19 protein-coding genes are annotated in these 25,790 nt (G+C 70.7%); 9 read left to right on the top strand and 10 right to left on the bottom strand.

The window, feature by feature from the left end; genetic code table 11:
- Nucleotides 1–242: 242 nt before the first annotated feature.
- Entirely contained in the window at nt 243–2,504 is a 2,262-nt protein-coding gene (locus tag J5X86_RS28935; protein ID WP_208519644.1) for a bifunctional glycosyltransferase/CDP-glycerol:glycerophosphate glycerophosphotransferase, read from the top strand.
- A 70-nt stretch (nt 2,505–2,574) separates the two neighbouring features.
- Nucleotides 2,575–4,584 (top strand): glycosyltransferase family 2 protein, encoded by a 2,010-nt coding sequence (locus J5X86_RS28940; protein WP_208519645.1) that lies wholly within the window; start codon nt 2,575–2,577, stop codon nt 4,582–4,584.
- Nucleotides 4,585–4,716: 132 nt separating this feature from the next.
- Here the strand turns inward: J5X86_RS28940 and J5X86_RS28945 are convergent, their stop codons facing one another.
- Both J5X86_RS28945 and J5X86_RS28950 read right to left on the bottom strand, forming a co-directional pair.
- Entirely contained in the window at nt 4,717–6,720 is a 2,004-nt protein-coding gene (locus J5X86_RS28945) for a glycosyltransferase (protein WP_208519646.1), read from the bottom strand.
- A gap of 231 nt (nt 6,721–6,951) precedes the next feature.
- Nucleotides 6,952–8,997: a hypothetical protein gene (locus J5X86_RS28950; RefSeq protein ID WP_208519647.1), complete on the bottom strand. Its 2,046-nt coding sequence runs from the start codon at nt 8,995–8,997 to the stop codon at nt 6,952–6,954.
- Nucleotides 8,998–9,171: 174 nt separating this feature from the next.
- Here J5X86_RS28950 and J5X86_RS51070 point away from each other — a divergent pair, with 174 nt between their 5' ends.
- Nucleotides 9,172–10,923 (top strand): glycosyltransferase family 39 protein, encoded by a 1,752-nt coding sequence (locus tag J5X86_RS51070; protein ID WP_243981779.1) that lies wholly within the window; start codon nt 9,172–9,174, stop codon nt 10,921–10,923.
- A 385-nt stretch (nt 10,924–11,308) separates the two neighbouring features.
- Here the strand turns inward: J5X86_RS51070 and J5X86_RS28960 are convergent, their stop codons facing one another.
- Together J5X86_RS28960 and J5X86_RS28965 are read right to left on the bottom strand one after the other, a co-directional pair.
- Nucleotides 11,309–11,758: a hypothetical protein gene (locus J5X86_RS28960; RefSeq protein ID WP_208519648.1), complete on the bottom strand. Its 450-nt coding sequence runs from the start codon at nt 11,756–11,758 to the stop codon at nt 11,309–11,311.
- Nucleotides 11,755–11,994, bottom strand: coding sequence for a hypothetical protein (locus tag J5X86_RS28965; RefSeq protein ID WP_208519649.1), 240 nt, complete (start codon nt 11,992–11,994; stop codon nt 11,755–11,757). The genes J5X86_RS28960 and J5X86_RS28965 overlap by 4 nt, the downstream gene beginning before the upstream one ends.
- A gap of 717 nt (nt 11,995–12,711) precedes the next feature.
- Here J5X86_RS28965 and J5X86_RS28970 point away from each other — a divergent pair.
- From J5X86_RS28970 to J5X86_RS28980, 3 genes are all read left to right on the top strand, one after another.
- Nucleotides 12,712–14,028, top strand: coding sequence for a transcriptional regulator (locus J5X86_RS28970; RefSeq protein WP_243981761.1), 1,317 nt, complete (start codon nt 12,712–12,714; stop codon nt 14,026–14,028).
- Nucleotides 14,029–14,044: 16 nt separating this feature from the next.
- Nucleotides 14,045–14,764: a 5-formyltetrahydrofolate cyclo-ligase gene (locus J5X86_RS28975; protein ID WP_208519650.1), complete on the top strand. Its 720-nt coding sequence runs from the start codon at nt 14,045–14,047 to the stop codon at nt 14,762–14,764.
- Nucleotides 14,765–14,843: 79 nt separating this feature from the next.
- Nucleotides 14,844–15,347 carry a hypothetical protein gene (locus J5X86_RS28980; protein WP_208519651.1) on the top strand — a complete coding sequence of 168 codons (504 nt, stop codon included), beginning with the start codon at nt 14,844–14,846 and terminating at the stop codon, nt 15,345–15,347.
- A gap of 353 nt (nt 15,348–15,700) precedes the next feature.
- Here the strand turns inward: J5X86_RS28980 and J5X86_RS28990 are convergent, their stop codons facing one another.
- From J5X86_RS28990 to J5X86_RS29005, 4 genes are all read right to left on the bottom strand, one after another.
- Complete coding sequence (locus J5X86_RS28990) at nt 15,701–16,762, bottom strand: FkbM family methyltransferase (protein ID WP_208519653.1); 1,062 nt, start codon at nt 16,760–16,762, stop codon at nt 15,701–15,703.
- Nucleotides 16,735–18,579 carry a stealth family protein gene (locus tag J5X86_RS28995; RefSeq protein WP_208519654.1) on the bottom strand — a complete coding sequence of 615 codons (1,845 nt, stop codon included), beginning with the start codon at nt 18,577–18,579 and terminating at the stop codon, nt 16,735–16,737. The genes J5X86_RS28990 and J5X86_RS28995 overlap by 28 nt, the downstream gene beginning before the upstream one ends.
- Nucleotides 18,580–18,666: 87 nt before the next feature.
- Entirely contained in the window at nt 18,667–21,237 is a 2,571-nt protein-coding gene (locus tag J5X86_RS29000; RefSeq protein WP_308124765.1) for a bifunctional glycosyltransferase family 2 protein/CDP-glycerol:glycerophosphate glycerophosphotransferase, read from the bottom strand.
- 181 nt (nt 21,238–21,418) lie between these two features.
- Nucleotides 21,419–22,117, bottom strand: a complete 699-nt coding sequence (locus J5X86_RS29005) for a tectonin domain-containing protein (protein ID WP_208519656.1) — start codon at nt 22,115–22,117, stop codon at nt 21,419–21,421.
- A 347-nt stretch (nt 22,118–22,464) separates the two neighbouring features.
- Here J5X86_RS29005 and J5X86_RS29010 point away from each other — a divergent pair, with 347 nt between their 5' ends.
- The gene (locus tag J5X86_RS29010) at nt 22,465–22,980 is read left to right on the top strand and encodes a hypothetical protein (protein WP_208519657.1); all 516 of its coding nucleotides are present in this window, start codon (nt 22,465–22,467) and stop codon (nt 22,978–22,980) included.
- Nucleotides 22,967–23,287 (top strand): transcriptional regulator, encoded by a 321-nt coding sequence (locus tag J5X86_RS29015; RefSeq protein ID WP_208519658.1) that lies wholly within the window; start codon nt 22,967–22,969, stop codon nt 23,285–23,287. The genes J5X86_RS29010 and J5X86_RS29015 overlap by 14 nt, the downstream gene beginning before the upstream one ends.
- Before the next feature lie 26 nt (nt 23,288–23,313).
- On the opposite strand, the gene J5X86_RS29020 is transcribed toward J5X86_RS29015, so the two are convergent.
- Nucleotides 23,314–24,282: a DMT family transporter gene (locus tag J5X86_RS29020; protein ID WP_208519659.1), complete on the bottom strand. Its 969-nt coding sequence runs from the start codon at nt 24,280–24,282 to the stop codon at nt 23,314–23,316.
- A gap of 40 nt (nt 24,283–24,322) precedes the next feature.
- On the opposite strand from J5X86_RS29020, the gene J5X86_RS29025 reads away from it, so the two are divergent.
- Nucleotides 24,323–24,847, top strand: a complete 525-nt coding sequence (locus tag J5X86_RS29025) for a MarR family winged helix-turn-helix transcriptional regulator (RefSeq protein WP_078641786.1) — start codon at nt 24,323–24,325, stop codon at nt 24,845–24,847.
- A gap of 12 nt (nt 24,848–24,859) precedes the next feature.
- On the opposite strand, the gene J5X86_RS29030 is transcribed toward J5X86_RS29025, so the two are convergent.
- Entirely contained in the window at nt 24,860–25,762 is a 903-nt protein-coding gene (locus tag J5X86_RS29030) for a hypothetical protein (RefSeq protein WP_208519660.1), read from the bottom strand.
- Nucleotides 25,763–25,790 lie beyond the last annotated feature (28 nt).

The raw sequence follows: 25,790 nt of genomic DNA on the forward strand, positions 1-25,790 counted from the left end.
GCGGCGCCCGCGACGCCGTACGTCCGTGAAGCGCGGCGCCGCGCCGACGTGGAGGGAAGGCCGCGGGAGGAGAATGTGGCGGCACCGGCGCCCCCGGCGGACTTCATGTCCGCCGGGGGCGTTTGTCACCCGCTTGGGCGCCCGTCCAACGACCGAGCGGGCATACCGGGACGAACCCACCTAGCGTGGGTGGTCAGTGAGTGCTTCGCACCTCGAACCGCCGTCGCGTCCCGAGGAGCCTTATGCCCCGCTTCACCATCGTCATCGCCGCCTATCGCGTCCAGGGCTATCTGAGCGCCTGCCTGGATTCCGTGCTGACACAGTCGTGTCAGGACGTGGAGGTGGTCGCCGTCGACGACTGCTCACCGGACCACTGCGGCGCGATCATCGACGCGTACGCGGCGCGCGACAGCCGGGTCGTGCCCGTGCACCAGCGGGTCAACTCCGGGCCGGGCCGGGCCCGTAACGCCGGTGTCGAGCGGGCCCGCGGGGACTATCTGCTCTTCCTGGACGGGGACGACACCCTTGCCCCGGGCACCCTCCAGGGCCTCGCCGACCGGCTCGCCCTCACCCATGACCCGGACATCCTCTACTTCAACCATGTGCGCACCTACTGGTCGGAGCGCCGGGCCCCCAGCCTCTTCGGGGAGCTGCTGGCCTCGGCGGGCACCGATGTCTTCTCCGTCGTCGAACGCCCAGAATTCCTGCGGCTGTTCGCGATGTCGTCCAATCGCGTCTACCACCGGGATTTCTACACCCGTCATGGCTTCGCGTTCAGCGAGGGCATCTACGAGGACGCCCTGCTCTCGTACAAGACGATGCTCACCGCGCGGCGAATAGCCTGTGTCGATCTGGTGGGCCTGGAATACCGGCAGCGGCGGGTCGGGGCCAGTACGGGAAGCCCCGGGGAGAAACACTTCGTCATCTTCCAGCAGTACGCCCGGCTCTTCGACTTCCTCGACGACCACCCGGAGCTGGACCCTTTGCGCCCGCTGCTCTTCGAACGGGCCGTCTCGCATTTCCTGTTCTGCCTGGACCGGACGTCCCGGGTGGCGACGGCGGACCGGCCGCGCTTCTTCGGACGGGCCGCCGCGTGGTATCGCGGCCGTCTGCCCGCCGGGTTCACCCCGCCGGTCGAGGGCCGGTGGCGCTTCGAGGCGCTGGCGTCCGGCTCCTTCCTCCGCTACCGGGAGCGCGAGCTGGGCGTACGGGCGGCGGCCGGAGCCCGCAAACTGCGCCGGACCGTCCGGCCGCCCCTGGCCGCACGCGCCAAGCGGGGCCTGTACCGGCTGCACCGGCAGCGGCCGGTGGACTCCCACCTGGCCGTCTACTCCGCGTACTGGGGCCGTGGGGTGCTGTGCAATCCAGGGGCGATCTACCACAAGGCGCGGGAGCTGGCACCGGAGATCCACGGGGTATGGGCGGTCAAGCAGTCGGAGATCGAGTCCCTCCCGGAAGGCGTCGACTACGTCGTCACCGGCACCCGCGACTTCTACCGCACCGTGGCCCGTGCGAAATACCTCATCAACAACGTCAACTTCCCCAATGAGGTGGTGAAACGGCCGGGCACAGTGCATCTGCAGACCTTCCACGGCACTCCGCTCAAATGCATGGGGCTGGACCAGCAGCGCTATCCGGCCGCCGCGGGCGGGATGAGTTTCGGCAATCTGCTCAAGCGCATCGACCGCTGGGACGTCGCCCTCTCCTCCAATCCGCATTCCAGCCAGATCTGGGAGCGGGTCTACCCCGCCGCGTACCGGCTGCTGGAATACGGATATCCGCGCAATGACGTCTTCTTCACGGCGTCGGAGGAGGACATCCGCCGGATCCGCGGGGAGTTGGGCATCCCGGCCGGGAACACCGCCCTCCTCTACGCGCCCACCCTCCGCGACTACCAGAAGGGGTTCACCCCCCGGCTGGACCTGGAGCGGCTCAGCCGCGAACTCGGCCCGCAGACCACGCTGCTGGTGCGGGCCCACTACTCCTACCGGCCGCAGCACCAACTGTCCCGGCTCCAGGAGGCCGGGCTGGTGATCGACGTCTCGCACCACCCGTCGGCGGAGCAACTGTGCCTGGCGGCCGACGCGCTGATCACCGACTACTCGTCGATGATGTTCGACTACGCCCTGCTGGACCGCCCCATCGTGATCTACGCCGACGACTGGGACATCTACCGGTCCTCCCGCGGGGTCTACTTCGACCTCCTCTCGGGATCTCCCGGTGAGACCCCGGGGGCCGTCGCCCGCACCGAGCGGGAGCTGGCCGAGGTCTTCCGCGAGGGCCGCTGGTGCGATGCGGACGCGAGCGCGCTGCGCACCGCCTTCCGGGCCCGCTTCTGCCGGTTCGACGACGGCCACGCGGCCGAACGGGTGGTACGGGCCCTGATGCTGGGCCAGGACGACACGGCGCTCCCTCTCGCGCCCGCGCCGCGGACGCGGCCTCTGCCGGCCGGCGGCGACAGCGCCCCGGCGGGGCCGCGCGGCGGCGTCCTCACCGCCGAGTGACCCCGACCCCCGACCCCGACCCCCGACCCCGACCCCCGACCCGTCGAGAGCCCGGAGTCAGGAGGCCGTCATGCCCGCTGTATCCCGACCTCGTGTGAGTGTGATCATCCCCGCCTACAACGCCCTGCCGGAGCTGACCCGCGCCGTCACCTCCGCGATGGACCAGACCCTGGGCCCGGACCGGGTCGAGATCATCGCGGTGGACGACGGTTCGACCGACGGCACCGGCGAGGAACTGGAGCGGCTCGCCCGCATCTGCTCCGCGCTGCGCGTCATCCACCAGGAGAACTCCGGCTGCGCGGGCATACCCCGCAACACCGGACTGGACCACGCCCGGGGCGACTTCGTCTTCTTCCTCGACTCCGACGACTATCTGGGGCCGGACGCGCTGCGCCGCATGGTCGCCATGGCCGACGCCCACGGCACCGACATCGTGCTGGGCAAGATCGCCTCCGTGGGGGGACGGGCCGTGCCCCGGGCCGTCTTCCAGCACAATCAGCCCCGTACCGACGTCTTCTCCTCCCACGCCTATCTGACCCTGGGCCCGTGGAAGCTGTTCCGCCGCTCCCTCATCGAGCGGCTGCACCTGCGCTTCCCGCCCTACCGCAACTGCGAGGACAAGCCGTTCACCGCCGCCGCCTACCTCAACGCCTCCGGCATCTCGGTGGTCGCCGACTACGACTGCTACTACGTCCGCTACCGCGAGAACCGCAACAACCTCACCCTCACCGCCGCCGATCTCGCCCACCGCATGGACGGCACCCGGCTGTGCTTCGAGACCGTGGCCCGCTATCTGGAACCGGGCCCGCGCCGGGACCAGATCATGCGCCGCCATGTGGAGTGGGAGCTGTGCGGTCCGCTGCGCGCCCTGCTGCCCCGCGAGAGCGAACAGGAGGCGCGGGAGCGGTTCTTCCCGGAGTTCCGGCACTGGGCGAGGACGTGGGTGAGCGACGCCCTCTTCCAGCGGCTCGACGCCCCCGACCGGCTGCTGATCCAACTGCTGCGCGCCGACCGCTTCGACGAGGTGCTGACCGTGGCCCGGAACGCGGGGCGGGACGGGCGGCGCGGCCATCTCGTCGACAAGGGCCGGGTCTACTGGCTCCATCCGTTCTTCCGGGACCATGCCGCCGCCGTCCCCGACGTCTGCTTCGACGTCACCGACCGGCTGCCGGTCCAGCACCTCCTGGAGGCGGCGAGCTGGCACGGCGGGGCGTTGCGGCTGGCCGGCCACGCCTATATCGAGGACGTCGAAGCCCTGGACCCGGCCACCGAGATCGTGCTGCGCAAGTACCGGGCCGACCGCCCCGAGGTGCGGGTGCCCACCACGCCGTGCCTGTCCGCCAACCCGCTGCCCGGGGAGGGGCGGCGGTACGAGATGGCGGGCTTCACCGCCGAGATCGACCCGGCCACCGCCGACGGCGGGGCCCCGCTGGAACGGGGGCTGTGGAACATCTACCTGGACATCCGCGCCCAAGGCGTCAGCCGTACGGTGCGGTTCGGCAACCGCCGCGACGGCGGTGAGGTCACCCAGCCGTCCCGGCGCCGCGTCACCACGTCCCAGGGGGCGGAGGTGGTGGTGCCGTACTACACCCCGTACGGCAATCTCTCGCTCGACGTCGGCGGGATCGCCCATCCCCTCGACCCGCCCTGCCAGGTGCTCCGGACCCTCTGGCGCACCCGGAGCACCCTGCTGGTCGGCGGACGGCTGACCGAGGACGCGGCGCGGGACGGCGGGACGCTGCTGCTGCGCGCCGAGGGCGGTACGGGCACGGTGCACGAGGTGCCGGTGCGCTGTGAGCCCGGCGGCTCCACGTCCGTCTTCACCGCCCGGCTGCCGGTCGGCAGGCTGGGCACGGGCCGCTGGACGCTGACGCTGATCATGGACGGCCCCGGCGAGGACACGCCGCGCCGCTCCGCGGTCGTGCCGTACTTCGACCGGCTGGACGCGACCCGCTGGCTCCGCTTCGGCTGCCGTCCGTACTACGCCAAGCCGGTGGCTCTGGGCCCGGCCCGGGCTCTCGGCCTGGAGGTGGCTCCGATCAAGGTTGCCACGGGGGTGCGGCGGCGGCTGCGGGGGTGAGCGGGGCCATCGTCTACGGAGCCACCGCCACCGTTCGCCACGGGGTCACCGCTCATGGGTCACCCGCCACGCGGTCACTGCTCAGGGGTCACCCGCCACGGGGTCACCGCTCACGGGTCACCCGGCACGCGGTCACCACCGCAGCCGGTTGCGTACGGCGGCGAGCAGCCGGACCGGCGCCACCCGCAGCTCCAACGTCACCTCGCCGCGCCCCATCAGCGGCTTGGCGTAGTACGGACGGCCGCGGCGCACCCAGCGGGCGCCGGGCAGCCGGGCGGGCGGTGGGACGGGCGCGGCGGGCGCGGGGTGCCCCGGGGCCTGGTCGCCGGGGCAGATGACGGCAAGCGTCACCGTCCACCGGCCGCGGCCCAGGTCCCGCACCGGCAGCCGGGCGGTGAAGGCACCCGCCGGATGCCCCGCGGCGAATCGCACCGGATGGTCGAAAACCCGTCCGTCGGCATGCTCGGCGCGCAGCCGCAGCAGTCGCCCGCGCGCCGGGGTGCCGGGCGGCAGCAGCCGTCCGGCGACGACCAGGGTGCCCTTGTCGGACGGATGCCATACGGCCTCGGTCACCTCGCAGGGCGCGCCGCGAGGGGCCGGGCCGATGTCGAGGGAGAGATTGCGGTACGGGCTGGTGAAGTACGGCGTGACCCGGGCGCGCAGCCCGGGCCCGGCGGCCACCACCCGGCGCGCGGTGCCGATGTCGAGGATGTCGTCATGGCGGTTGCCGAACCGTACGGTGCGGCTGATGCCCTGGGCGCGGACGTCGAGGTAGACGTCCCAGACGCCGGGGCGCAGTGGTGCGCCGCCGTCGGCGGCGGCGATGTTCACATCGGCCGCGAACTCCGCGGGGTCATCCTCCGCCGTGGCCACCGCCGGGATCCGCACCTCGTCCTGTGCCTCGCGGCGGCGCAGCACCAGCTCGGCGCGGTCCTCCTCGGGGTCGGCCTCCAGCCCGTCGATGGCCGCCCGGCCGCGCACCCGCAGGGTGCTGCGGCCATGCCAGGCGGCGCCCGCGAGGTGGTGGCGGACCGGCAGCCGGTCGGTGACGTCGAAGCAGGCGTCGGGGACCTCGGCGTCGGGGTCGCGGAAGAAGGGGTGGAGCCAGTAGACGCTGCCCTTCTCGACGAGATGGCCGCACCGGGCGTCGCGTTTGGTGTTGCGCACGACGGACAGCAGATCTTCGAAGCGGCCGGTGCGCAGCAGATGGACCATCAGCCGCTCGGGGGCGGTGAGGGTGGGGAAGAGCGTGTCGGAGCAGTGGGCCAGCGCCCATCGGCGCAGTTCGGGCAGGAACCGCTCGCGGGCCGCGGTCTCGTCCTCGCGCGGCAGGGCGCGCAGCGCCGGGCACAGCTCCCGCCGGATGTGGTGGAGCATGACGGTGTCGCGGCGGGTGCCGGGCCGGGTGTGCCGGGCGGCGGTCTCGAACAGCGGCCGCATGGCGTCGACGCGGTCGGCGAGACCGGCGGCGGTGCGGCCCCGGCCCGGGCCGAGGTGGTAGCAGTCGTAGTCGGCGACGACGGAGATCCCGGAGGCGTTGAGATAGGCGGCCGCGGTGAAGGGCTTGCCTTCGCCGTGGTGGAGGTGGGCGGGGAAGCGCAGCCGGAGCCGTTCGATCAGGGAGCGACGGAAGAGCTTGCAGGGCTCCAGGGTGGCGTAGGCGTGGGAGCTGTGGGCGTCGGTGCGTAGCTGGTTGTGGCGGAAGACCGCCTTGGGGACGCCGCGTCCGTCCGGGGAGACCATCTTGCCCAGGACCACGTCGGTGCCGTTCTGGTCGGCCATCGCGACCATGCGGCGCAGCGCGTCGGGTGCCAGGCGGGCGTCGGCGTCCAGGAAGAAGACGAAGTCGCCGCGGGCGCGGGCCAGTCCGGTGTTGCGGGGGCCGCCGGCGCCGCCGCGGCAGGGGTGGGGGTTGCGGACGACATGGAGCGAGGGGCAGCCGGCGGCGAGCCGGTCCAGCTCCTCCGCGGTGCCGTCGGCCGATCCGTCGTCGACGGCGATGATGTCGAGTCGGCTGAGCCCGAGGGTCTGCTCCATGGCGGAGGTGACGGCCCGGGTGATCCCGGGCATGGCGTCACGGGCGGGGACGATCACGCTGACACGGGGAGGCGGGCCGGGGCGGTGATTGCGCGGCATGCTGGCTCCGGAGGGTGTGCGGGGGGCTCAGGAGACGTGGGAGGGGGGCTCCTGGGGGCGGGGCCTGGGGTGGAAGCTCATGGTGAGGGCCTGGGGTGAGGTCCGGGTGTGGGATGTGCTGCTACCGGGTGTCGTACCTGTGGGGTGTCGTACCTGTGGGGTGACGTAGATGTGAGGTGTCGTGCATGTGGGGTGTCGTGCTACCGGATGACGTACCTGTGGGATGTCTTGTTATCGGATGACGGACCAGCGTCCGGCACCGGGGGGCGGGGCCGTGTGGAGGTCACGCAGCCGGACGACCGTCTCGCCCTTCTCGGCGAGCGCGTCGACGGCGTCGGTGAAGCGCTGGATGGACGGTGGGGTGGTGGGGCCGAGCAGAAACTCCTTCACCTCGTGGCGGGCGGTGCGCAGCTCGTCGAGACAGGGGTCGAAGAGCGGGCGCAGGAGGTCCTGCATGCCGGATGCCCCGGGACCGAGCAGATAGGCCGCCCGGGCCACGACGTTCTGCCGCCGGAATTCCTCCTCACCGAGCCCCGCCGGGGCGGTGAGCGCGTACGGCTTGAGGGTGGCCAGGAAGTCGCCGACCACGTCGGAGAGATCGCCGATCAGCAGATCGGCCTGGTCGAAGCAGGAGTGGAGGGTGGGCACATCCCCCTCGATCACCTGGTGGAGCCAGGGCGGTGAGGCCGCCCAGTGGGCCTGGTGCCACTGCCGGCGCAGGCCCTCGGCCTCGGTGAGCAGGGCCGGATCGGGTGCGGCCCGGTCCCGCGTGAGCATGGCCTCGTCGGCGTCCGCCCGGCGCAGCCGCGCGTCCAGCGCCGCGATGTGCTTGGTCAGTTCGGCGCGGCGGCGGGCGTCCTCGGTGCGCTGCGCCTCGGTGCGCTGTGCCTCGGCGTCCTCGGGCGCCTCGCCGAGGGCGTCGGCGGTGCGCCGCTCGTTCGCGGCGTGGATCAGGGCGACGATGCGGCGGTGGGCGGCGCGGGCCTCGGGGGTGCGGTGGCCGGTGGGGGGATGCGGCCGGTAGAGCACCCGGAGGGGGCGTTCGCTGTCCAGCAGCGCTCGTACGATCGGCTCGCCCGCCGCGCCGTCCCGGGTGGGCGCGTACAGCACGGTGGGCAGGGGCGCGGGGGCGTGGCCGGTTCGGTCGACGCGCAGTCCGTCGAGCTGGGGGCGGCCGATCTCCACGATGTCGGCGTCCTCGACGCCGACCGCGGCCTGGACATGGCGCCGGCGCCCCGCCTCGCCCGCGACCCACACCTGGTCGTAGACCTTGCTGTACGGATCGACGGCGGCGGCCTCGTCGCCGTCGCCGCCGGGGGCCAGGAAGACGTGCTGCATGGTGGGGATCCGCAGGAGGTGGATGTTCCGGCCGGTGTTGGCGGGGTAGAGCGCGACCCGCACCCCGCCCAGGTCCAACTGCGACAGATGCGCGGCGCTCGGCACGCACAGCACCGGCAGCGGGGTCGGCTCCAGCGCCTCTAGCAGCTCCCGTTCGCGCACGATGACCAGGGACGGGGTGGGCAGCGCGGCCACCGGCCCCAGCCATCGGGTGAGCTGTTCGGCACGGTCGCGCGGACCGGAGAAGTACAGCACCGTACGGGGGCGGCGATGGATCAGCCAGGCGTCGACCTCGGCCAGTACCTGGGCGGCGCCGGGCAGCCGGCGGATGGCCCGGACGAGGTACGGAACGAGCGCCACGACCGTGATCAGGCAGGATCCGGCGGCGAGGGTGAGCGCCGCCACCACCCAGCGGGCGTCGCCGGTCATCAGCGACGCGGTCAGCCCGAGCAGGGCGGACAACTCGTAGACCAGCATCCGCTGACCGGGCCATTCGGTGAGCCTGCGGGGCGGCCGGTCGCTGATGTCCAGTCGGCGCAGATCGATGTTGCGGGCCGCGACCGCGAGGGCGCGGCGCCGCCGGATCAGCGTGATGAGCGCGGCGTGCAGGGCCTGCCCGGCCAGCAGACACAGCACCAGCGTCATGGCCGCGGCCAGCCCGATGGGGCCGGTGACATGGAGTCGGCCGAGCAGCAGAAGCAGCAGGACGCAGCGGATCTCGAAGCGGGACGTGGCGCCCATGTGCAGCCGCCCCAGACGGGCCATCAGCCCCGGTTCGGTGCGGTGCAGCAGCAGCTCACAGCCGCAGCCCGCCAGCCCCGCCGCGGCGAAGACCCCTCCGGCCCCGGTGAGCGCCGCCACCGCCAGGGTCACCAGACACCCGGTCAGCGCGGCGAAGGCCACGAGACCGCGGGGGTTTTCGATACCGAGGCGGTTCATGACGCGTGCCCTTCGCGGCGGATGTGTCGTCCTGACTGCACACTGTAGGCGAATAGTCGTATTTATGCCTTTTGTTGCCATGTGGAGTAGATGAGGATGAGGGTGAGGGTGAGGGCGAGGGAAAGGGTGCGGAAGCGTGATGGGATCTCCGCGCCGACGGCGATCGTGCTCCCGATGGCCGTCATGCTCGGGCTGGGGCTGTGGGGCCTGGACCGGGGCACGATGTGGCGGGACGAGTCCGCGACGTACCAGATGGCACGGCGGACTCTCCCTCAGATCCACGACGCGCTAGGCACCGTGGACGCCGTCCACGGCCTCTACTACCTCCTGATGCACCCGCTGCTGGCGCTGCACCCCTCCGAGGTGACCATGCGTCTGCCATCGGTCCTGGCGGCCGTGGCCGCCACCGCCCTCGTAGCCGCCCTGGGCTGCCGCCTAGCCCGGCCCAGGGTGGGCCTGTGGGCCGGACTGCTCTACGCGGCCACACCCGTGGTCACCCACTACGCCCAGGAGGGCCGCTCCTACGCACTGGTCGCGGCGGGTGCGGCGTGGGCGACGTACCTGCTGGTGGGCGCGGCGGGACTCGCCGTGGGGGCGGCAACGGGAGGCGCCCCGGGGGCCGCCACGGGGGGCGCCACGGCGGACCGGCCCGCGCCGGGTCCGGGCGCGGGCGCCGGGCCGGGGGTGGCGTCCCGACCGGTCGGGCCTGCGGGCGGGGCTGCCCGAGCGATCGGGGACGCGGCCGGGCCTGCCCGCTCGGCGGCCCCCGCCCGAGCGGCCGGGGAGGCGGGCAGGGCGGCACCGGGCACACGCGTCCGTTCGGCCGTACTGGTCCGCGGCGGCGTGCCTCGCGTCGCGCGGCGGTCTGCCTCGGCGCCGGGCCCGGAGCGGGCGGCGTCGGGAGCGGGGTGGCGGTGGGCGGCGTACGGGAGTGTGGTGGCCGTGACCGCGCTGCTGCACGTCTTCGCGGTGCTCATGCTCGCCGCGCACGCCCTGACGCTGCTCGTCTCGCGCGCCCCGCGCCGGGTGTGGTGGGGCTGGGGGAGCGCGGCGGCCGGGGCGGTGGGCGTGGTGGTGCCGCTGGCGGCGCTGGCGCGGCGGCAGAGCGCGCAGATCGCCTGGATCCGCCATCCGACGCCGGGTCGGCTGTGGGCGGTGGTCGAGGAGTTCGCGGGCCCAAGCGCACTCGTCCTGGCCCTCAACCTCCTGCTGATCGCGGTCGCTGCGGTCCGCCCCAGGTGGCGTTCGCTGACCGCGGTGGCCCTCCCCCTCTTCTGCGTCCCGCCCGTCCTCCTTTTCGCCCTCGCCCTCCACCGCCCCTGCTTCCACGAGCGCTATCTCCTCTTCGCCCTCGCGGGCATCCCCCTGCTGGCCGCGGCGGGGGCGGACCGGCTGGCGGGGGCGGGGGCCGACTGGCTGGCTCGGGTGGTGGCGCGGCGTCGGGGCGTGGTGGGCAGGCGCCGGGTCGTGGTCGTGGCGGTCGGGGTGCTCGCGGTCGGCTGCGGCTTCGTCTGGCAGCTCCCGCTGCACCAGCGGGAGCGGGAGCCGTTGAGCCGTCAGGACGACCTGGCGGCGCTGGCCGCAGCGGTGGGCAGGCTCACCCGGCCGGGCGAGCCGGTGCTGTACGACCCGCCCAAGGAACGGCGGATCGCGATCGCCTATCCGCGCCCCCTCGCCGGGCTGCGCGATGTCGCGCTGGGGACGCCCGGCCCCGCCTCCGGCACGCTCTACGGGGTCGACGTCGGCCCCGCCGAGCTGCTGCGACGCCTCGGCGGGGCGCGGTCGGCATGGCTGATCGCGGCCGATGAGCCGGAGACACGCCGGGCGAAGGCGACCGTGCTGACCGGGCGCTTCCAACTGGCGTACTCGCTGTGCCTGCCCGGCATCCGGCTGGAGCACTATGTGCGGGCGAGGACCACAGGCTGAGACCGAGGGCCCGCCCCGCACAGCGGATCGCCCCGGGGTTTGGGGCGGAGTCCCGGCGGGGGCAGGGGGCGGAGCCCCCTGGTTCGGGAAGCCCCGATGCTCGTAAGCAAGTGTTCTGGAGCATACCGGCAGGTCAAGCGGACATGGAAGTGCCCCGCCCCGGTCGTGACCAGTCGGGGACGGGGCTGGTTGGTGGCGCTCTCACCGCGCGGTGCGCGGCACTCCAGTGAAGGGGCGGACCGGGGCGGGAGCCTCAAGCGAGTCCGCTCGGCGTGGGCGCGTCTGCCCATCGGGCTCGGGGCTTGTCCGGTCGGGAGCGCCACCGATCCCGCGCGGCTGGAGGCTACGGGGAAGCGTCGCCGGCCGCGCGGGCGTCATCAGCGGGTCAGCCGGTTTCCTGGCCGGTCCCGATGAGGTAGCCGCCGAGTCCGGCGGCCACGATGAACGTGGTCAGGACCAGCGGTCCGGCGAATCGCCCCAGCCACGCCATGATGTGCCGCCAGCAGGCACCCCAGCATCCGGGGGCACGGTGCGTGGCGGGCGCCTGGCTGGCGCTGTGGGCCGGGGGCGGCACAGCCGTGCCGTGTCCGTCCTGGGACCGTATGGGGTCTACGCGCCAGTGACGCTCAACGGTCACGAGGAACTGCCCATGATTCAGCCCGTGTTGCTGGGTGTGGAGGATGGACCAGCGAGCGACGGGACCGGGGTCGCTGTCTACCCGCCCCGACGTGGCGGGGCACGTCAGGCATTCGGCGAGATAGATCCCGTCCGGCGCTCCCTGGGCGCGTTCGGCGCTGAGCACCAGGTCCGAGCCTTTAAGGATGGTTCGCGTCACTGCCATGCTCCTGGCTCGAACCGGCAGGGGCGGGTGATGATCTCCCGATGGGTGAAGTGCTCCGGGTTTGCTTTCAGGTGGCTGGTCGCCCACGCGTGCGCGGCGGCGTGCTCGTCGCTGGGCTCCCCGGTCTGCTCGCACACCGCGCACTGCATGGCGAACGTGATCGGTTCGGCGTCAGGCTCGGTGTCGGGGACGAGCTGGAACTCACGGAAACGGTACGTGGCCCGGTTCATGCCCGCCCCCTTCCAGAGAGAGCGCTCCTCTTGCTGTGGTCGGGGTGGCGCTTGAGTAACACGGCACAGTCGGTGACCTTGCTCAGGTCCCCCGCCCGACGCGCCTCTTCCTTCTCGCGCTCCAAGCGCGCGCACTCCTCACAGTTCGCGCTCATGACGCCCCTGCCGCACGCCGCGCGTTTTCCAGCCGTCGCGCTATGTCGCACGACTGGTCGGGCGTGCACGTCTGGCACTCGGCCCGGTGCATGAGGTACGCCGCTTGAAGTTGCTCAAGGTCAGCGGCGCGGGGGTGTTCGGAGACTTCGCGCTCAGGCACGGCTCACCTCTGCCGGGCGAAGGTCTTCCGGGCGTGCCTGCCATTCCTTGCCACCGTGCTGGGCCCTGAGCATGAAGCATGGTCCGCCCCGGCCCATGTAGCTACCCAGGCGGTCGGTGGCCGTATCACGTACCAGCGTCCCCACGTTCGGGTGACCGTGGCTACTCTTGCGCACGGCTGCCTGTCCTTTCTCTCATGTGTGCAGGTGGCCCGCGCCCCCGGACGTTCGCCCGTCGCGGGGGCACCCTTTTGGGCGCGCTGCATGTGTCCCACGAGCTTCGAGGCAGCCGACCCCCGAAAGAACTGCGAACGGGGAACCCCGCAAGCGACTTTGGGGAACTCCGTTGCGAGGAACCGGGGACTACCCTGGAGAGATCACCTCCGTCCCTGCTAGGTGGGCCATGGACGAACGCGAGACGCAACGCGCTGGCTACCCGCTGACGATTCCTGACACGCTCCTCGGGAGCGAGGCCATGCAGCGGGCATGCGCTACCCGCAACTTCCGGGAGATCTTCCGCCTCGTCAACAGGCGTACAGGCTCCAGCCATGCGGACATTGCCGCCGCCATCGGCAAAATGACGAGTTCCCGCGTGAGCGACATCATCCGGGGTGTCCGTGGCGTACGCGGCCAACAAGTGATCGAACGTATTTCCGACGGCTTCGGCATTCCCGGAGAAATGCTCGGACTACCGAAACGGCCATGGGAGGGTTCCCCAAATGGCATTGACGGAACCACCAACACCGGCACTACCGTCGAGGCTGTGACTGATTCCCAGGCCAAAGCGCGTACTCAGTACGTGCGGGAGAACCCCGGAAGCCTCGACCTATTGGCGGTGGCTGAACTCCGACAACAAGTGCAAACCCTGGACGCGCGCTATGCCACTGAGCCGTCTACGGCTCTAATCGCCGAAATCGGGCAGCATTTAGGGCAACTCGCGTACTGGCATACTCACACGACCACGTATGCCGTTCGCCGAGATCTCTATGCCGCACAGGCGGAAGCCTCCACGTTAATGGGGCAATTGGTCTGGGATGCTTCGGGGAGGACCGACCACGACACCCCTCGCGCTTACTTCGCTCAAGCTGCCGAGGCGGTACGCGAATTACGCGACCCCGTTGCCGAGGGGCTGGCCTTACTACGCACTTCTTTTGTTGCCCTATATGGCAAGAAGAACCCGCGTACCGGTCTAGAAATTGCACAACGCTCCGCCGACACGGTTGAGAATACCAGCCATGTTCTTGCGGGACTGGCTGTGCTACACGCGGCCGAGGCTTACGCGATGTTGCAGCAACGCCGAGACTGCGAAAAGGCATTGAGAAACGCCGAATGGCATTTTAGTCAGGTTAGTGCCAGCGATGCTGGCGTGTCGATGTTCTCTCCTGGACAGTTCGGGCGATTGGCTGGGTCTTGCTTTCTTTTCCTAAATGAAACTGCTCGCGCGCAGACAGTCCTAGAGGACACGGCAAAAGAGTTGCGTGAGGGGTCAAAATCTCATGCTATCGCTCTGGGGAATCTGACTCTTGCGTACATTCGACAAAGGAAGGTAGACGAAGCTGCGAGTACGCTCGGCAAAGCGATTGACGTTGTAGAATGCAACCGTGGCGGCGGCGGGCTGAACCTCATCTTTCAGGCAGGTCGTGAACTGCAACCATGGCGAGCCGTGCCGGTAGTGCATGAACTCAATGACCAGCTTCTGAATCTCATTGCATCCGCATAAGCAGAAAGAGGCATCGATGAATAGGGCGCAAGTTCAGCGTGCCAAACAAGCCGTCCGCGAACGCGTCTGGGCTCGACTGGAGCCCACGCACGGTGACGTGACGGGCCGTATCCCTTCTTTCATCGGTGCGGACTCTGCCGCTGCCCGTCTCGCTGAACATCTTGCCTGGCAGGCTGCAAGCGTCATCAAGGCGGTTCCAGACAAAGCCCAGTTGCCTGTACGTGCTCGGGCGCTCCAAGAGGGCAAACGGATTTATATGGCATCGCCGAAGCTGGCGACGGAGAACCCTTTCTACCTCTTGGACCCTGAAAATCTCAGTATTCCGCCGATTGAAGCTGCCGAACGGCGAACAGCAGCAAAAGTCGCGCGGCCGGTAGGTGTGCATGAGATGCCGGTCGTTGACTTGATTGTGTGCGGAAGTGTTGCGGTTAACTCAGAGGGTGCACGGCTGGGGAAAGGCGCCGGATACTCTGATATTGAAGTAGCCCTATTGCAGGAAGCTGGCCTCATCGGCCCGAACACACTTATCGCGACTACGGTTCACTCTCTCCAAGTCGTGAAAGAAGTGCTACCCGAGTCCGAACACGACTTTCGAGTGGATCTTATTGTTACTCCAGATGAAACTATCGAGTGTCCACCCCACTCACGTCCGCCCGGAATCATCTGGGAACACCTTGCACGTGACTCCGTCGCCGCAATTCCCGTGCTGGCCAATCGCAAGCCAAGTAACCGGTGAGAGGCGTGAGCCTCCGTACCTGCCATGGTGGGCGAGAACGGGAGGTCGATGCCCGACAGGACAATGCGAACGGGGAATCATGGATCAGGGATTGGCCGCCGTTCTAGGTGCGCTCGTGGGCGCGTTGGCAACGGGAGGGGGCACCTACCTGACTGCAAGGTCAACTGCCTCGCTACACAAGCGTCAGGCCCGAAAAGAGGCGTACCGGAGATTCCTCCTTGACGCCGATCCCTTGTGTAGACGTTTTACGGAGATCACTGATCAGCTCTACTCGTCCCGCTGTGGGTCCCAGCCTCTACCCGAGGGGATAGAGCAGAGGGTTGCTGAAATTGACACGAAGGCTGAGGCCCTCGAACTTCACATGGTTGACGTGCAACTTGAGGGAACCAGCGACATCATGAATGAGGTCGCCGAGATCATGTTCTGCGTGTCCCATCTTCAACACATCCTGGATGACTGGGTCGATCGCTTCACCCCTGATCTACCCATAAGCGAGGCAGAGTGGCACGAAGCAGCAAGGGAAGAGCACCGATTCCAAGACCATCTGATGAGGTTTGCGATGCAGGCCCGCGAGCATATCTGACGGCTCATTTCAACACCCTTGGAACCCGTACACGATCCGAATTCCTATACACTTGCGGTCTGGCGTTACGCGCTAAGGGGGATACCCCCTGGTCGGTGCGTTACGGTGTCAGTGAGACCTTGGTAACTGCTGCGGGATGCGGGTAGCCGAACCCGACGCGCATGGTGCCTCGAACGGCGACCTGATCGGAACTGAAATACGCGTCGGTGTTCACGTCCACCTTGACGTCACGTCGAAGGACAATGAATACACGGCACTCCAGAACTACCCGTCTGGAGCATCGGGAAGGGGCGGGGTGGGAAAACCACGGCCCGCCCGCGACCAGCGAACCGCCACCGCAAGCCCCACCCCCCTCACCCCCGCAACGAACCGCTGCCCGTCGCCTGGGCACCAGGCGCGCGCCGCGCCGGGACCACCGCCCGGCGGGCGAGCGCGGCCGCCCCCGCCAGCCGCAGCAGCCCCGTACGGGGCACCCGCGTCGCACCCCGCGGCGAGCGGTAGGGCGCGTTCCAGCCGTAAGGGAAGGACGCCTTGTCGGTGCTGATGATGTTCGTCGTCTCGTCGCACGCCAGAATCGCGATCAGCCACCGCCGCACCGCCCGGTGGAAGGCCGGGGTCAGCGGCCGCGGGGCCAGCAGCCAGTCACGGCACTGCCCGCTCACCGCGGACCGGTAGGTCGTCTCGTCGTAGCGGTGCCAGGGGGACTCCGGGGTGATCGGGTGGAGGCCGTAGTCCATGGCGGTCAGTGGCACGAGGGCGGTGCGCAGCGCGTTGTGGTCGGCGCCGGGGAGGAGTTCGCAGACGATCCAAGGACGGTGGCGGCGGATCGTCTCGTACGACCCGCGCAACACGGCCGCCTCGAAGGTCTCCACGTCGATCTTGATCAGATGCGGGGTGATGCCGCGTTCCCCGGTGAACGCGTCGACCGTCGTGACCGGCACCGTGACCGACTCGGTGTGCCGGCGGTGGGCCGGGTTGAGCGAGTTGGAGGACTCCGACTTATGGGAGAAGTACAGCTCGGCGGTGCCCGGTTCGGCGGCCAGCGCGGTCTGCTGCACCTCGAAGCCGAGGCGGTTGCAGTCCCGGATCCGGCGGCACAGCGCGGCCGTCTCCGGGGTCGGCTCGAAGGCGATGGCCCGCGGCCCGCGCCCGCCGTTCCCGTACACCGCGCTGATCAGCGCCGAGTACAGCCCGATGTGCGCGCCGATGTCGTACATCGCGCTGCCCTTGGGCGCCCGCTGGGCCAGGGCCAGCAAGGTGGCCTGGGTGGTCGGCTCGTAGCCCGCGAGCCCGGCGCGCCTCAACTGCCGTTGTACGGCGGTCTGTTTGCGGCTGAGTACATTGAGCGCCCGCGGATACGGCCCGCCCGCCTCGAGGACGTCCGGGTTCAGGGGAAGGGTGATGGCGAGGGGCATGGCTGCCGCGTCTCCTGTCGGGTGACGGCCCGCTCGAGCGGGCTGGGGAGGGGGAAGTAGGCGTCGAGGAAGGGGCGGACCAGAGCGAGCTGGTCCTCGAGGTCGTGCTCGGAGGAGACCGTGTCGTTGAGGCAGAACGCCTGGCAGTGGCGCGCCCGCAGCAGTCTGGCCAGCCGGGCGCGGATGGTGGGCTGGGCCAGGTCGAAGTAGTCGTAGCGCAGCTCGGCGGGGACCGCGCGTCCGGTCAGGAAGGCGTAGTAGTGGTGGAGCGAGGACGGCACGGAGATGTCCGACGTCGACCGCACCCGGCTGGCCATGGTCGCGCGGACCGCGTCCGGGAACTCCTTCTCGATCTCGGCCAGGACGCTGGTGCGCAGGGCGTGCGGGGTGTGCTTCATCTTCTGGGTGACGGCCGGGCCGAACCGTTCCTCCAGCAGCGCCCGGTTGTTCTTGCCCGCCGCCGATACGGGGACGTCGCCGGGGCCCACGGGGGTCAGCGGGATCAGCGCGCGGGACGGGAAGAACTTGGAGACGCCGTTGGCCAGGAAGAAGTCCTGCGGGGTGACCGGTGAGCCGAGGAAGACGTCGTCGTTGAAGTAGAGGAAGTGCTCGGCGAGTCCGTCGATGTGGTGCAGCCGGGTCTCGATGGCGTGGGAGTTGAAGGTGGGCAGCACACTGGCGTCGTCGAAGATGTCGTGGTGGTCCACGACGGTGATCCCCGGGTGCGAGACGGCGAGCCAGTCGGGCACCTGACGGTCGGTCACCAGATAGATGTGGCGCACCCAGGGGGCGTACATGTAGAGCGAGCGCAGGGAGTAGCGCAGCTCGTCGCGGTTGGCGTAGCGGGCGGCGTTGGCGGCCTGGGCGTGATAGCCCACGCCCGCGAGGGCCGCCCGCCGCCGCTGCCACTGCGGATCCGAGCCGTCGACCCAGGTGTAGACGACGTCGATGGGGAAGCGGACCTCGTCCGGCAGCCGGGTGAGGAACTCCGGGCGGGTGCGCACCAGCGGCCCCGGCTGCCAGCCGATGGCCGGGGCGAGCCGGGTGAACAACTGGTCCGGGGCGCGGACCGGCTCGCCGACCAGCGGCACCGACGCGGTGGTGCGGTTGAAGCGCGGCGCGATCAGCACCCGCATCTCGCCCTGCCCGCCGGGCTCCCAGAACTCGATGTCGCAGCCGTGCGCCGGGCCGAGGACCAGCCGTCCGTCCGGCCCGGCGTGGAAGCGGGTGAAGCGGACCACGGGGGCGGCGGCCAGCCGCCGCCAGGCCCGTCGCGTACCGCCGAGCCGGGGCGGGGCCGCCGTCGCCCGGCCCCGCCGCGGGGGCAGGGAGACATACCCGGCCTCCTCGGCGCACAGCGCGGACACCGCCTTGACCACCTCCGCCCGCTGATCGGCACGGACGCCCACGGCCGAGCCGACGTTGCTGTGGCAGCGGACCACGAAGTGGTCGATCCGCGCCCGGTCCAGCGCCTCGCACACCAGCCGCAGATTCTCTCCGCGCGCGAACAGCGGGGTGGGGGAGGGGGCCAGCGTCGCCACGAGGGCGCCCCGCCGCCCGGCGATCACCATCCGGCCGGACCCCGCCAGCAGCCCGGCCCGGCGCATCCGCCGCCGCGCCCGGCGCAGCCGCAGCGCGCCGGAGACGGCCGACAGCCCGCCGAGGCCCCGCATGGCCGCCCGGCGCAGCCCGGGGCCGGTCACGGCGACGACCGCGCGGCGCAGTGGCAGCGGGACCGTGCGCCGGTATCCGCGCACCAGCGGCGGCGGGTCGGCGAGCCAAGGGCGGGGGGCGGCGGGCGGTGCGGTGAGGGGCATCGTGCGTCCTGGGTCGGGGCGTCGGGACGGCGGGCGCGGCGGTTCCCGCGGCGGGTGGGGCGCGGGGGCCGGTGGGGGTGGCGGGGGCTAGTGGGGGCGGCTCCGGTGGGGGAGTGAAGTGGCGGGGGCGGAGGCGGGCGCGTTGGCGGGGGCGGTGACGGGAGCGGTGACGGGCGCGGCGGCCGGAGAGGCGGCCGGTGAGGCGGCCGGTGAGGCGCACACCACCCTGGCCCGTCGCGCCGCCCGGGGCTCGGCGGGCCGGTCGGGACCGGCAGGAACGGCAGGAACGGCAGGAACGGTGGGAACGGCAGAACCGCCAGGACCGGCGGGAACGTTCGGAAGGGTGCGGACGGCGGCGGGTGCGGGGCGGCGCTCGGCGAGCGGGACGACGGGCGGCAGCAGTGCGTGGCGCTCGCCGAGGAACACCCGGCGCACCACGCGCTCGGCCGCCCGTCCGTCGTCGTACGGGCAGAAGCGGGCCCGGAACGCGGCGCGCAGCGCGGCCGAGCGCGGACCGCACCAGGTGCCGCCGGCGAAGAGGGCGATCAGCTCGTCCTCGGTGCGGGAGACCGGGCCGGGCGGGGCGGCGGTGATGTCGAAGTAGGCGCCGCGGGCGGCGCGATAGGCGTCCCAGTCGTCGGCGTGGATGACGATGGGGCGGTCGAGGTTGGCGTAGTCGAACATGAGGGACGAGTAGTCGGTGAGCAGCGCGTCGGCCGCCAGGCACAGCTCCTCCACCCGGCCGTGCCCGGAGACGTCGAGCACCCGGCCGTGCCCGGAGACGTCGAGCACCCGGCCGTGCCCGGAGACGTCGAGCACCCGCCCGTACCCCGAGACGTCGAGCGCCCGCCCGGTGGGGCTCGCCACGCTGGTGGCCGGGGCATGGAAGTAGTGCGTCCTGACCAGCAGGGTGAACCCGGGGCCCAACGCGCGGGCCACCCGCTCCAGATCCAGCCGCGGCACATAGCGGCGCTGGTAGTCGCGGTGGGTCGGCGCGTACAGCACGGCGACGGTACCGGCGGGGATGCCCAGCCGGGCGCGCAGCCGGGCCACCTCGTCCTCGGTGGTGTGCTGGAAGACGTCGTTGCGCGGGGCGCCGTAGGGGAGCGTGGTGTAGCCGGAGGGGTAGACCCGCTCCCAGACCAGGGTGGTGTGGCGGTTGGCGGAGAGGCTGAAGTCCCAGCGGTCCACCCGCCCCATCAGCTTGCCGAAGTCCATGCCGCGGGCGGCGGCCGGGCGGTCCCGCAGATCCAGGCCCATGTGCTTGAGCGGGGTGCCGTGGTGGGTCTGGAGATGGATCTGACCGGGCCGTTTGCGCATCCCCTGGGTGAAGTTGACGTTGTTGACGAGGAAGCGGGCGCGGGCCAGCGCCGTCCAGTACGCGGCCGAGCCGGGGTGCAGCCGCCGCACCCCGGGCGGCAGGGTGTGCGCGTACTCGGGGGTGGTGATCCAGGCGGTGCGCAGCCCCGGCGCCAGCTCGCGGGCCTTCGCCTCGATGGCCGCTGGATGGCAGGCGTAGCCCCGGTGCCAGTACGCGGCGAAGACGGCGAGCCCGGGATCGACGGGGCGGCACCGCTGCACCCGGTAGTGCAGCCACAGCGCCGCGCGGCGGGCCCTCGTAAACGCCGTAAGGCCGCGTTCGGCGGTCCGCCGCCGCAGCCGGTCGGCGCCGCGCAGCAGGTGGTACGCCCGGCGGGCGCCCAGCCGCAGCAGCAGACCCCGCCACCGGGCGCGGCCGGGCGGGGTGGCCGCGCCGAGCGGCCGGTAGCGGCGGTGGTGCGCGCCCGCCCGGCGGAAGAACTCGGCCCGGGCCCGCACCGGCAGCCGCCCCGGCGCGGCGGCGATCACACCGAAGTGGTCGACCATCCGCTGGAACAGCGCCGGACGCCAATGGGCCAGCCCGGGCCGGGCGTCGAGAAACCGGAACACCCGGTCGTACTGCTCGAACACATCGAGGTGGCGGCGGCTGGTGGTGCGCAGGATCCCGCCGCGCCGCCGCTGCCGGTAGTGCACGCACACCCGGTCCAGGACGGCGATGGACTCGGCGGTGAGCAGCACGGGGAAGGTCCAGGGGGTGTCCTCGTAGAAGCCGGGCGGAAAGGCGAAGCCCTCCTTACGGACGAAGTCCCGGCGGTACGCCTTGTTCCAGGCGACCATCAGCAGCCGCAGCAGCTCGGGCCGCTGGTCGAGCCGGAAGACCTGGCGGGCGTGAGGGTCCTCGGGATCTTCGGGATCGCCCTGCCGGAGCAACTCGGCCCGGACGTTCCGCACGGCCTCGCCCGTCCAGTCCACGCGCGCGTAGTCGAAGACCAGCACCTGCGGCTCGCCGGTCCGCGCCAGCCGGTCGGCGATGGCGCGCAGCGAGCCGGGGGCGAGAGTGTCATCGCCGTCGAGGAAGAGCAGATAGTCGCCGGTGGCCCGGCGGATCCCGGCGTTCCGGGCCCGGCCGAGACCCGCGTTCTCCGGCAGATGCACGGGCCGCACCCGGGGATCGCACGCCGCCGCCTCGTCGATGATCGCGCCGCAGGCGTCCGGGGAGTGGTCGTCGACCGCGATCAGCTCGAGATCCGTGAAGTCCTGCTCCAGCACGGACCGCAGACAGTCGTTCAGATACGGCTGGACCTCGTATGCGGGCACGATGACGCTGAACCGGGGCACGGCGCATCCCATCGGTCGACGCGGCAATGATGATTTCTCACACCATCATCTGAACGCCCACCGGATGGGGCGGCGACGTGGCGGGGCGCCCCGCAAAAGCCCCCCGTTCGGCCCAACCATTCCCAGGAGGGATCCCGGTCCTTCCTTCCGGATCGGGACCCCTCGCACGGTTGCGGACTCGTCAGCTCGGCTGGTCTCCGATGTAGCGGTAGATGGCGCCGTCGGAGTTGACGTGCCATACGGTGCCGTCGGCGGCGACGCCGATGTCGACCGCGCTGCCGGGGATGCCGGTCCAGGGGTTCGCGTCGTGGCCGGTGTACCGGTAAAGCTGATTCGAGGAGTTGACGCCCCAGACGTGGGTCCTGGAGCCGACGGAGATCCGGCTCAGGCCGCCGGAGATGTTGACCCAGGTGGTTGAGCCCTGGTCTCCGGTGTAGCGGTAAATGGCACCGGCGGAGTTGACGCACCATACGGTGCCGTCGGCGGCGACGCCGATGTCGACCGCGCTGCCGGGGATGCCGACCCAGGGGTTCGCGTCGTGGCCGGTGTACCGGTAGATCTGCCCCGAGGAGTTGACGCCCCAGACGTGGACCCTGGAGCCGACGGAGATCCGGCTCAGGCCGCCGGAGATGTTGACCCAGGTGGTTGAGCTCTGGTCCCCGGTGTAGCGGTAGATGCCACCGGCAGAATTGACGTGCCATACGGTGCCGTCGGCGGCGACGCCGATGTCGACCGCGCTGCCCGGGATGCCGATCCAGGGGCTGGCGTCGTAGCCCGTGTAACGGTAGATCTGCCCCAGGGAGTTCACTCCCCAGACGTGGGTCCTGGAGCCGACCGAAATCGTCGTGAGTCCACCAGAGATGTTCTTCCACTCAGCCATGCGTGTGTCCCTTCGCTAGGACGCTGTACTCAGGTACTTGGCGAGCGACAAGAACAACCAAACGATCCCATATTTTGATCAGATGCTTTAATTATCCAAAAAACGATGTTTACTTCTCTCCGTCCTTGAAGGGTGGGGGATCGGGCGGTTTGTAGGAGTTTCTCCGAGACCGAAAACGCAGTAACTCACACGGAGGGTTAGTGATGCGTCAGGTTGACGTCCTCACGGACGAGCGCCGCACTGGGTGCACGCAACTGTCCTGACGTTGACTATTCCACTTGGGCAAACTAGTTTCCTGTGCGGAAACTAGTTCCGTTGGAGCATGCCCAAGCGCCTGGAGGTACCCCATGTCCGACCGTGTGACCCCGCCCGCCGAGGCCGCCCGCGCACTCCGCGACATCGAGCAGCGCCGCGGCCAAGCCCGCGCCTCGGTGCAGGAATCCCGCTGGGTCAGTGGCGTGTTCGGCGTCGCGATCTTCGCCGAACTGGCGGCACCCGACTTCTTCGGTGACGATGCGAGCTCCTGGATCTCCTTGACGGTCGCCGCGCTCATCGTGGTGTACGCGGTGATGCTGCGGACCCCCCGCGGCGGCGCCCTCCTGGGCCGGCCCACCCGCGTGCGCAAGGACGAACTCTCCCCGCGCTTCGTGAGGTTGGCCCAACTGACGATCGCCGCCGTAGTGCTGATCGGCTTCGTCGGCGCACACTTCCTGTCACACGAGCTGTTCCCGTACGAGGGGACGGTGGCGGGCGTGCTGCTCGGCGGCACCCTCATCTTCTTCGGCCGCGGCCTGCAGCGCGGCCTGAGTTCCCTGGCCATGCGTCGCGACGGCGTGGACGGTGTCACCTATGGATCCCGCTGACTTCGACACCGCCTTGCTCGACCCGACGAGACTGTCGATCGTGTCGCTGCTGGTGGGTGTGGAGTGGGCCGAATTCGGATGGGTGCGCCAGTCCGTGGGAATGTCGCCCTCCGCGCTCTCCAAGCAGGCCGGCACGCTCGAGGCCCGGGGCTACGTCGAGGTGAAGAAGGGCTACGTGGGCAAGCGCCCCCGAACCTGGCTCGCCCTCACCCCGACCGGACGGGCCGCACTCGAAAGACACGTGGCGGCGCTGCACCGCGTCGTGGAGGAGTCGCGGCGGGCGGCCGCGGAGCGACCCGACGCCTGACGGGTGCCTCGGCCGTAGCCATCGGATCAGCCTGAGCGCGGCTGTTGAGCGGATGGATCGCATGCGTGTGTCACCGCCAAGGCCGGCTTCTGGTCCGGGCTGGGCGAGCTGTCGTTCCCGTCGTTGGATGCCCGACCACCGGCGCGTCGGCCGGCGCGCGTGGGGCGCCCCAGGGCGACGCCCGCCAGGACCATGGCCAGCCCGCATATTTGCTGAACGGTCAGCGCCTCTCCGGCGAGCGCCGTGCCGAGCAGTACGCCCGTAACGGGGTTGAGGAGTCCGATCAGGCCCACGGTGCCCGCGGGCAGATGTCGCAGTCCGGTGAACCAGGCGGTGAAGGCCAGGGCGGTGGCCACCAGGGCGACATAGCAGAACGCGACGCATACGGGTGGAGAGAACGCGGGCGGAGTGCCCTCCACGGCCGCGGCGACCGGAAGCAGGAACAGCCCTCCGGCGGTGAGCTGCCAGGCGGTCGAGGCGAGCAGGTCGGCGTTGCCGCTCCACCGCTTGGTCAGGACGTGGCCGAAGGATGACACCAGTACGGCCGTCGCCGAGGCAAGGATCCCCGGCACGCTCGCCCCTGCCCCCATGAGCAACATGAGACATACACCGGCGAGCCCGATCACGGCACCGGACAGGTGCGCGGTCCGGGGCCGCTCGGACACCAGGGGCCACGCGATGAACATCATCGTCAGCGGGGACACCGCCATGACCGTCGATGCGACGCTCGTCGGCAGTAGCTGCGAGGCGGCATAGACCAGGACGAAGAACACGCTCACATTGAGCAGCCCCAGCACGGCGGACCGCCACCACCACACGCCGTAAGGCCGTCGCCGCCGCAAGGCCAGCAGGGCGAGACCCGCGGGCAGTGCCCGCAGGGCAGCCCCGTACAGCGGGCGGTCCGCCGGGAGGAACTCACGGGTGACGAAGTAGTTGGCCCCCCAGGCCACCGGCGCGACCGCGGTCAGCGCCACCCAACGCACATTAGCTTCCATGGAAGACAATATAGCTTCCTGGGAAGCTATATTGTCTTCCATGGAGGACCGACGACCGATGGACCATGTGGCCCGTATCCAGGCAGAGTGGCGCCGCGAGCGACCCGAGATCGACGTCACCCCGCAAGGAGTGATCGGCCGACTGCACCGTCTGGCCGACCGGCTCAGCGAAGAACTCCGCCTCGTCTACAGCCGCTACGGCTTGAGCGAGGGAGAGTTCGATGTGCTGTGCGCCATTCGCCGCGCAGGCGAGCCGTACGAACGCGCCCCCGGCGAGCTCGCCGTGCACACCATGGTCACCACCGGCGCGATGACAAAGAGAATCGATCGCCTGGAGCGCGCCGGCCTCGTCACCCGCCGCCGCTCCGGCGGCGACCAACGAGGCCGGATCGTCGCCCTGACCGGCCCCGGCCTGGAACTGATCGACCGAGCGTTCGCCGACCACATGCGCAACGAACGCCGCCTGCTGGATCTCCTGACGCCCACCGACGCCTCGGCACTGGAAACGCTCCTGACGACGTGGCTCTCCTCCATGGAGCATCCCCACACGTCCGGCAGCGACTGACCCACCCTCCGCTCAGCATGCGGTCCGCAGATCCTCCCCGGAGGCGGCGGCCGTGGGTTGTTCGGGTGCGGCTCGGCAGTCGCGGCAGCGGCCACCGTTCGCGGAGCGGAAGGCACGGTCGCAGCCGTCGCAGGTCCGCCAGGGGAGGACGGGTGGTGGGCTGGGCGGGGCGACCGGGGTGGGTACGGGGAGTGGAGGCTCGCTGAGGCGGAAGGCGAGAATGCGGGCCGGGCGCGTCAACAGATGGTCGGGGAGGCGGGTGGTGAGTGCACGGGTTACCTGCGTGGGTCCCACGCCCGCAGCGAGCCACTGTCCGACAGCAGGAGCGAGGTTGGCCACCTCCCGCCGGGACAGGATCAGCCGGGGGTCGACGATACGCAGCGAGGCCAGGATGGCGACGGCCTGTTCATCGGCCTCGGCGAGTGCGGTCGGGGGTGGGGGCGCGGCGGGGCCGGTGCCGGCGGCTGCTTCCCGCTGGGGCGTATGCGCTGCTGTACGCGCGACGGGTGTCTCCTGCGCCGCAGTTGGGCGGGGCTTTCGGGGACGTGGTGGGGTGGGCGAGCCGCCGTCCGGTACGTCGTAGAAGTAGGTCCGGGTACGGATGACGCCTCCGGGGCCGCGTTCGCGCCGTCGCTCCAGGTAGCCCGCGGACTCCAACTCCCTTAACGCCCGCGAGATCAGGATCTCGCCCTCGGTGAAGTGCTCGCACAGTGCGGCGATGCTCACGGGTGTGCCGTCGGGGAGTGACGAGATGTACGCCGCGACGCCGATCGTGACGGCACTTCCGCGTCGCTGGGCGAGGGCGTTGGCGATCACGGTGAAGTCGGCGGTGAGGCGGGTACGGACGTGGATCACGCCGGAGGTCGGAGCTCCGGCGTCGGCGCGCAGGCGCGCGTTAGACTGCGGCTCAGCCATCGGGAAGGGTCTTTGCTTCCTGATCGGT

Origin of the sequence: Streptomyces sp. NEAU-YJ-81, from assembly GCF_017592595.1 — a bacterium.
Taxonomy (GTDB): Bacteria; Actinomycetota; Actinomycetes; order Streptomycetales; family Streptomycetaceae; genus Streptomyces; species Streptomyces hygroscopicus_B.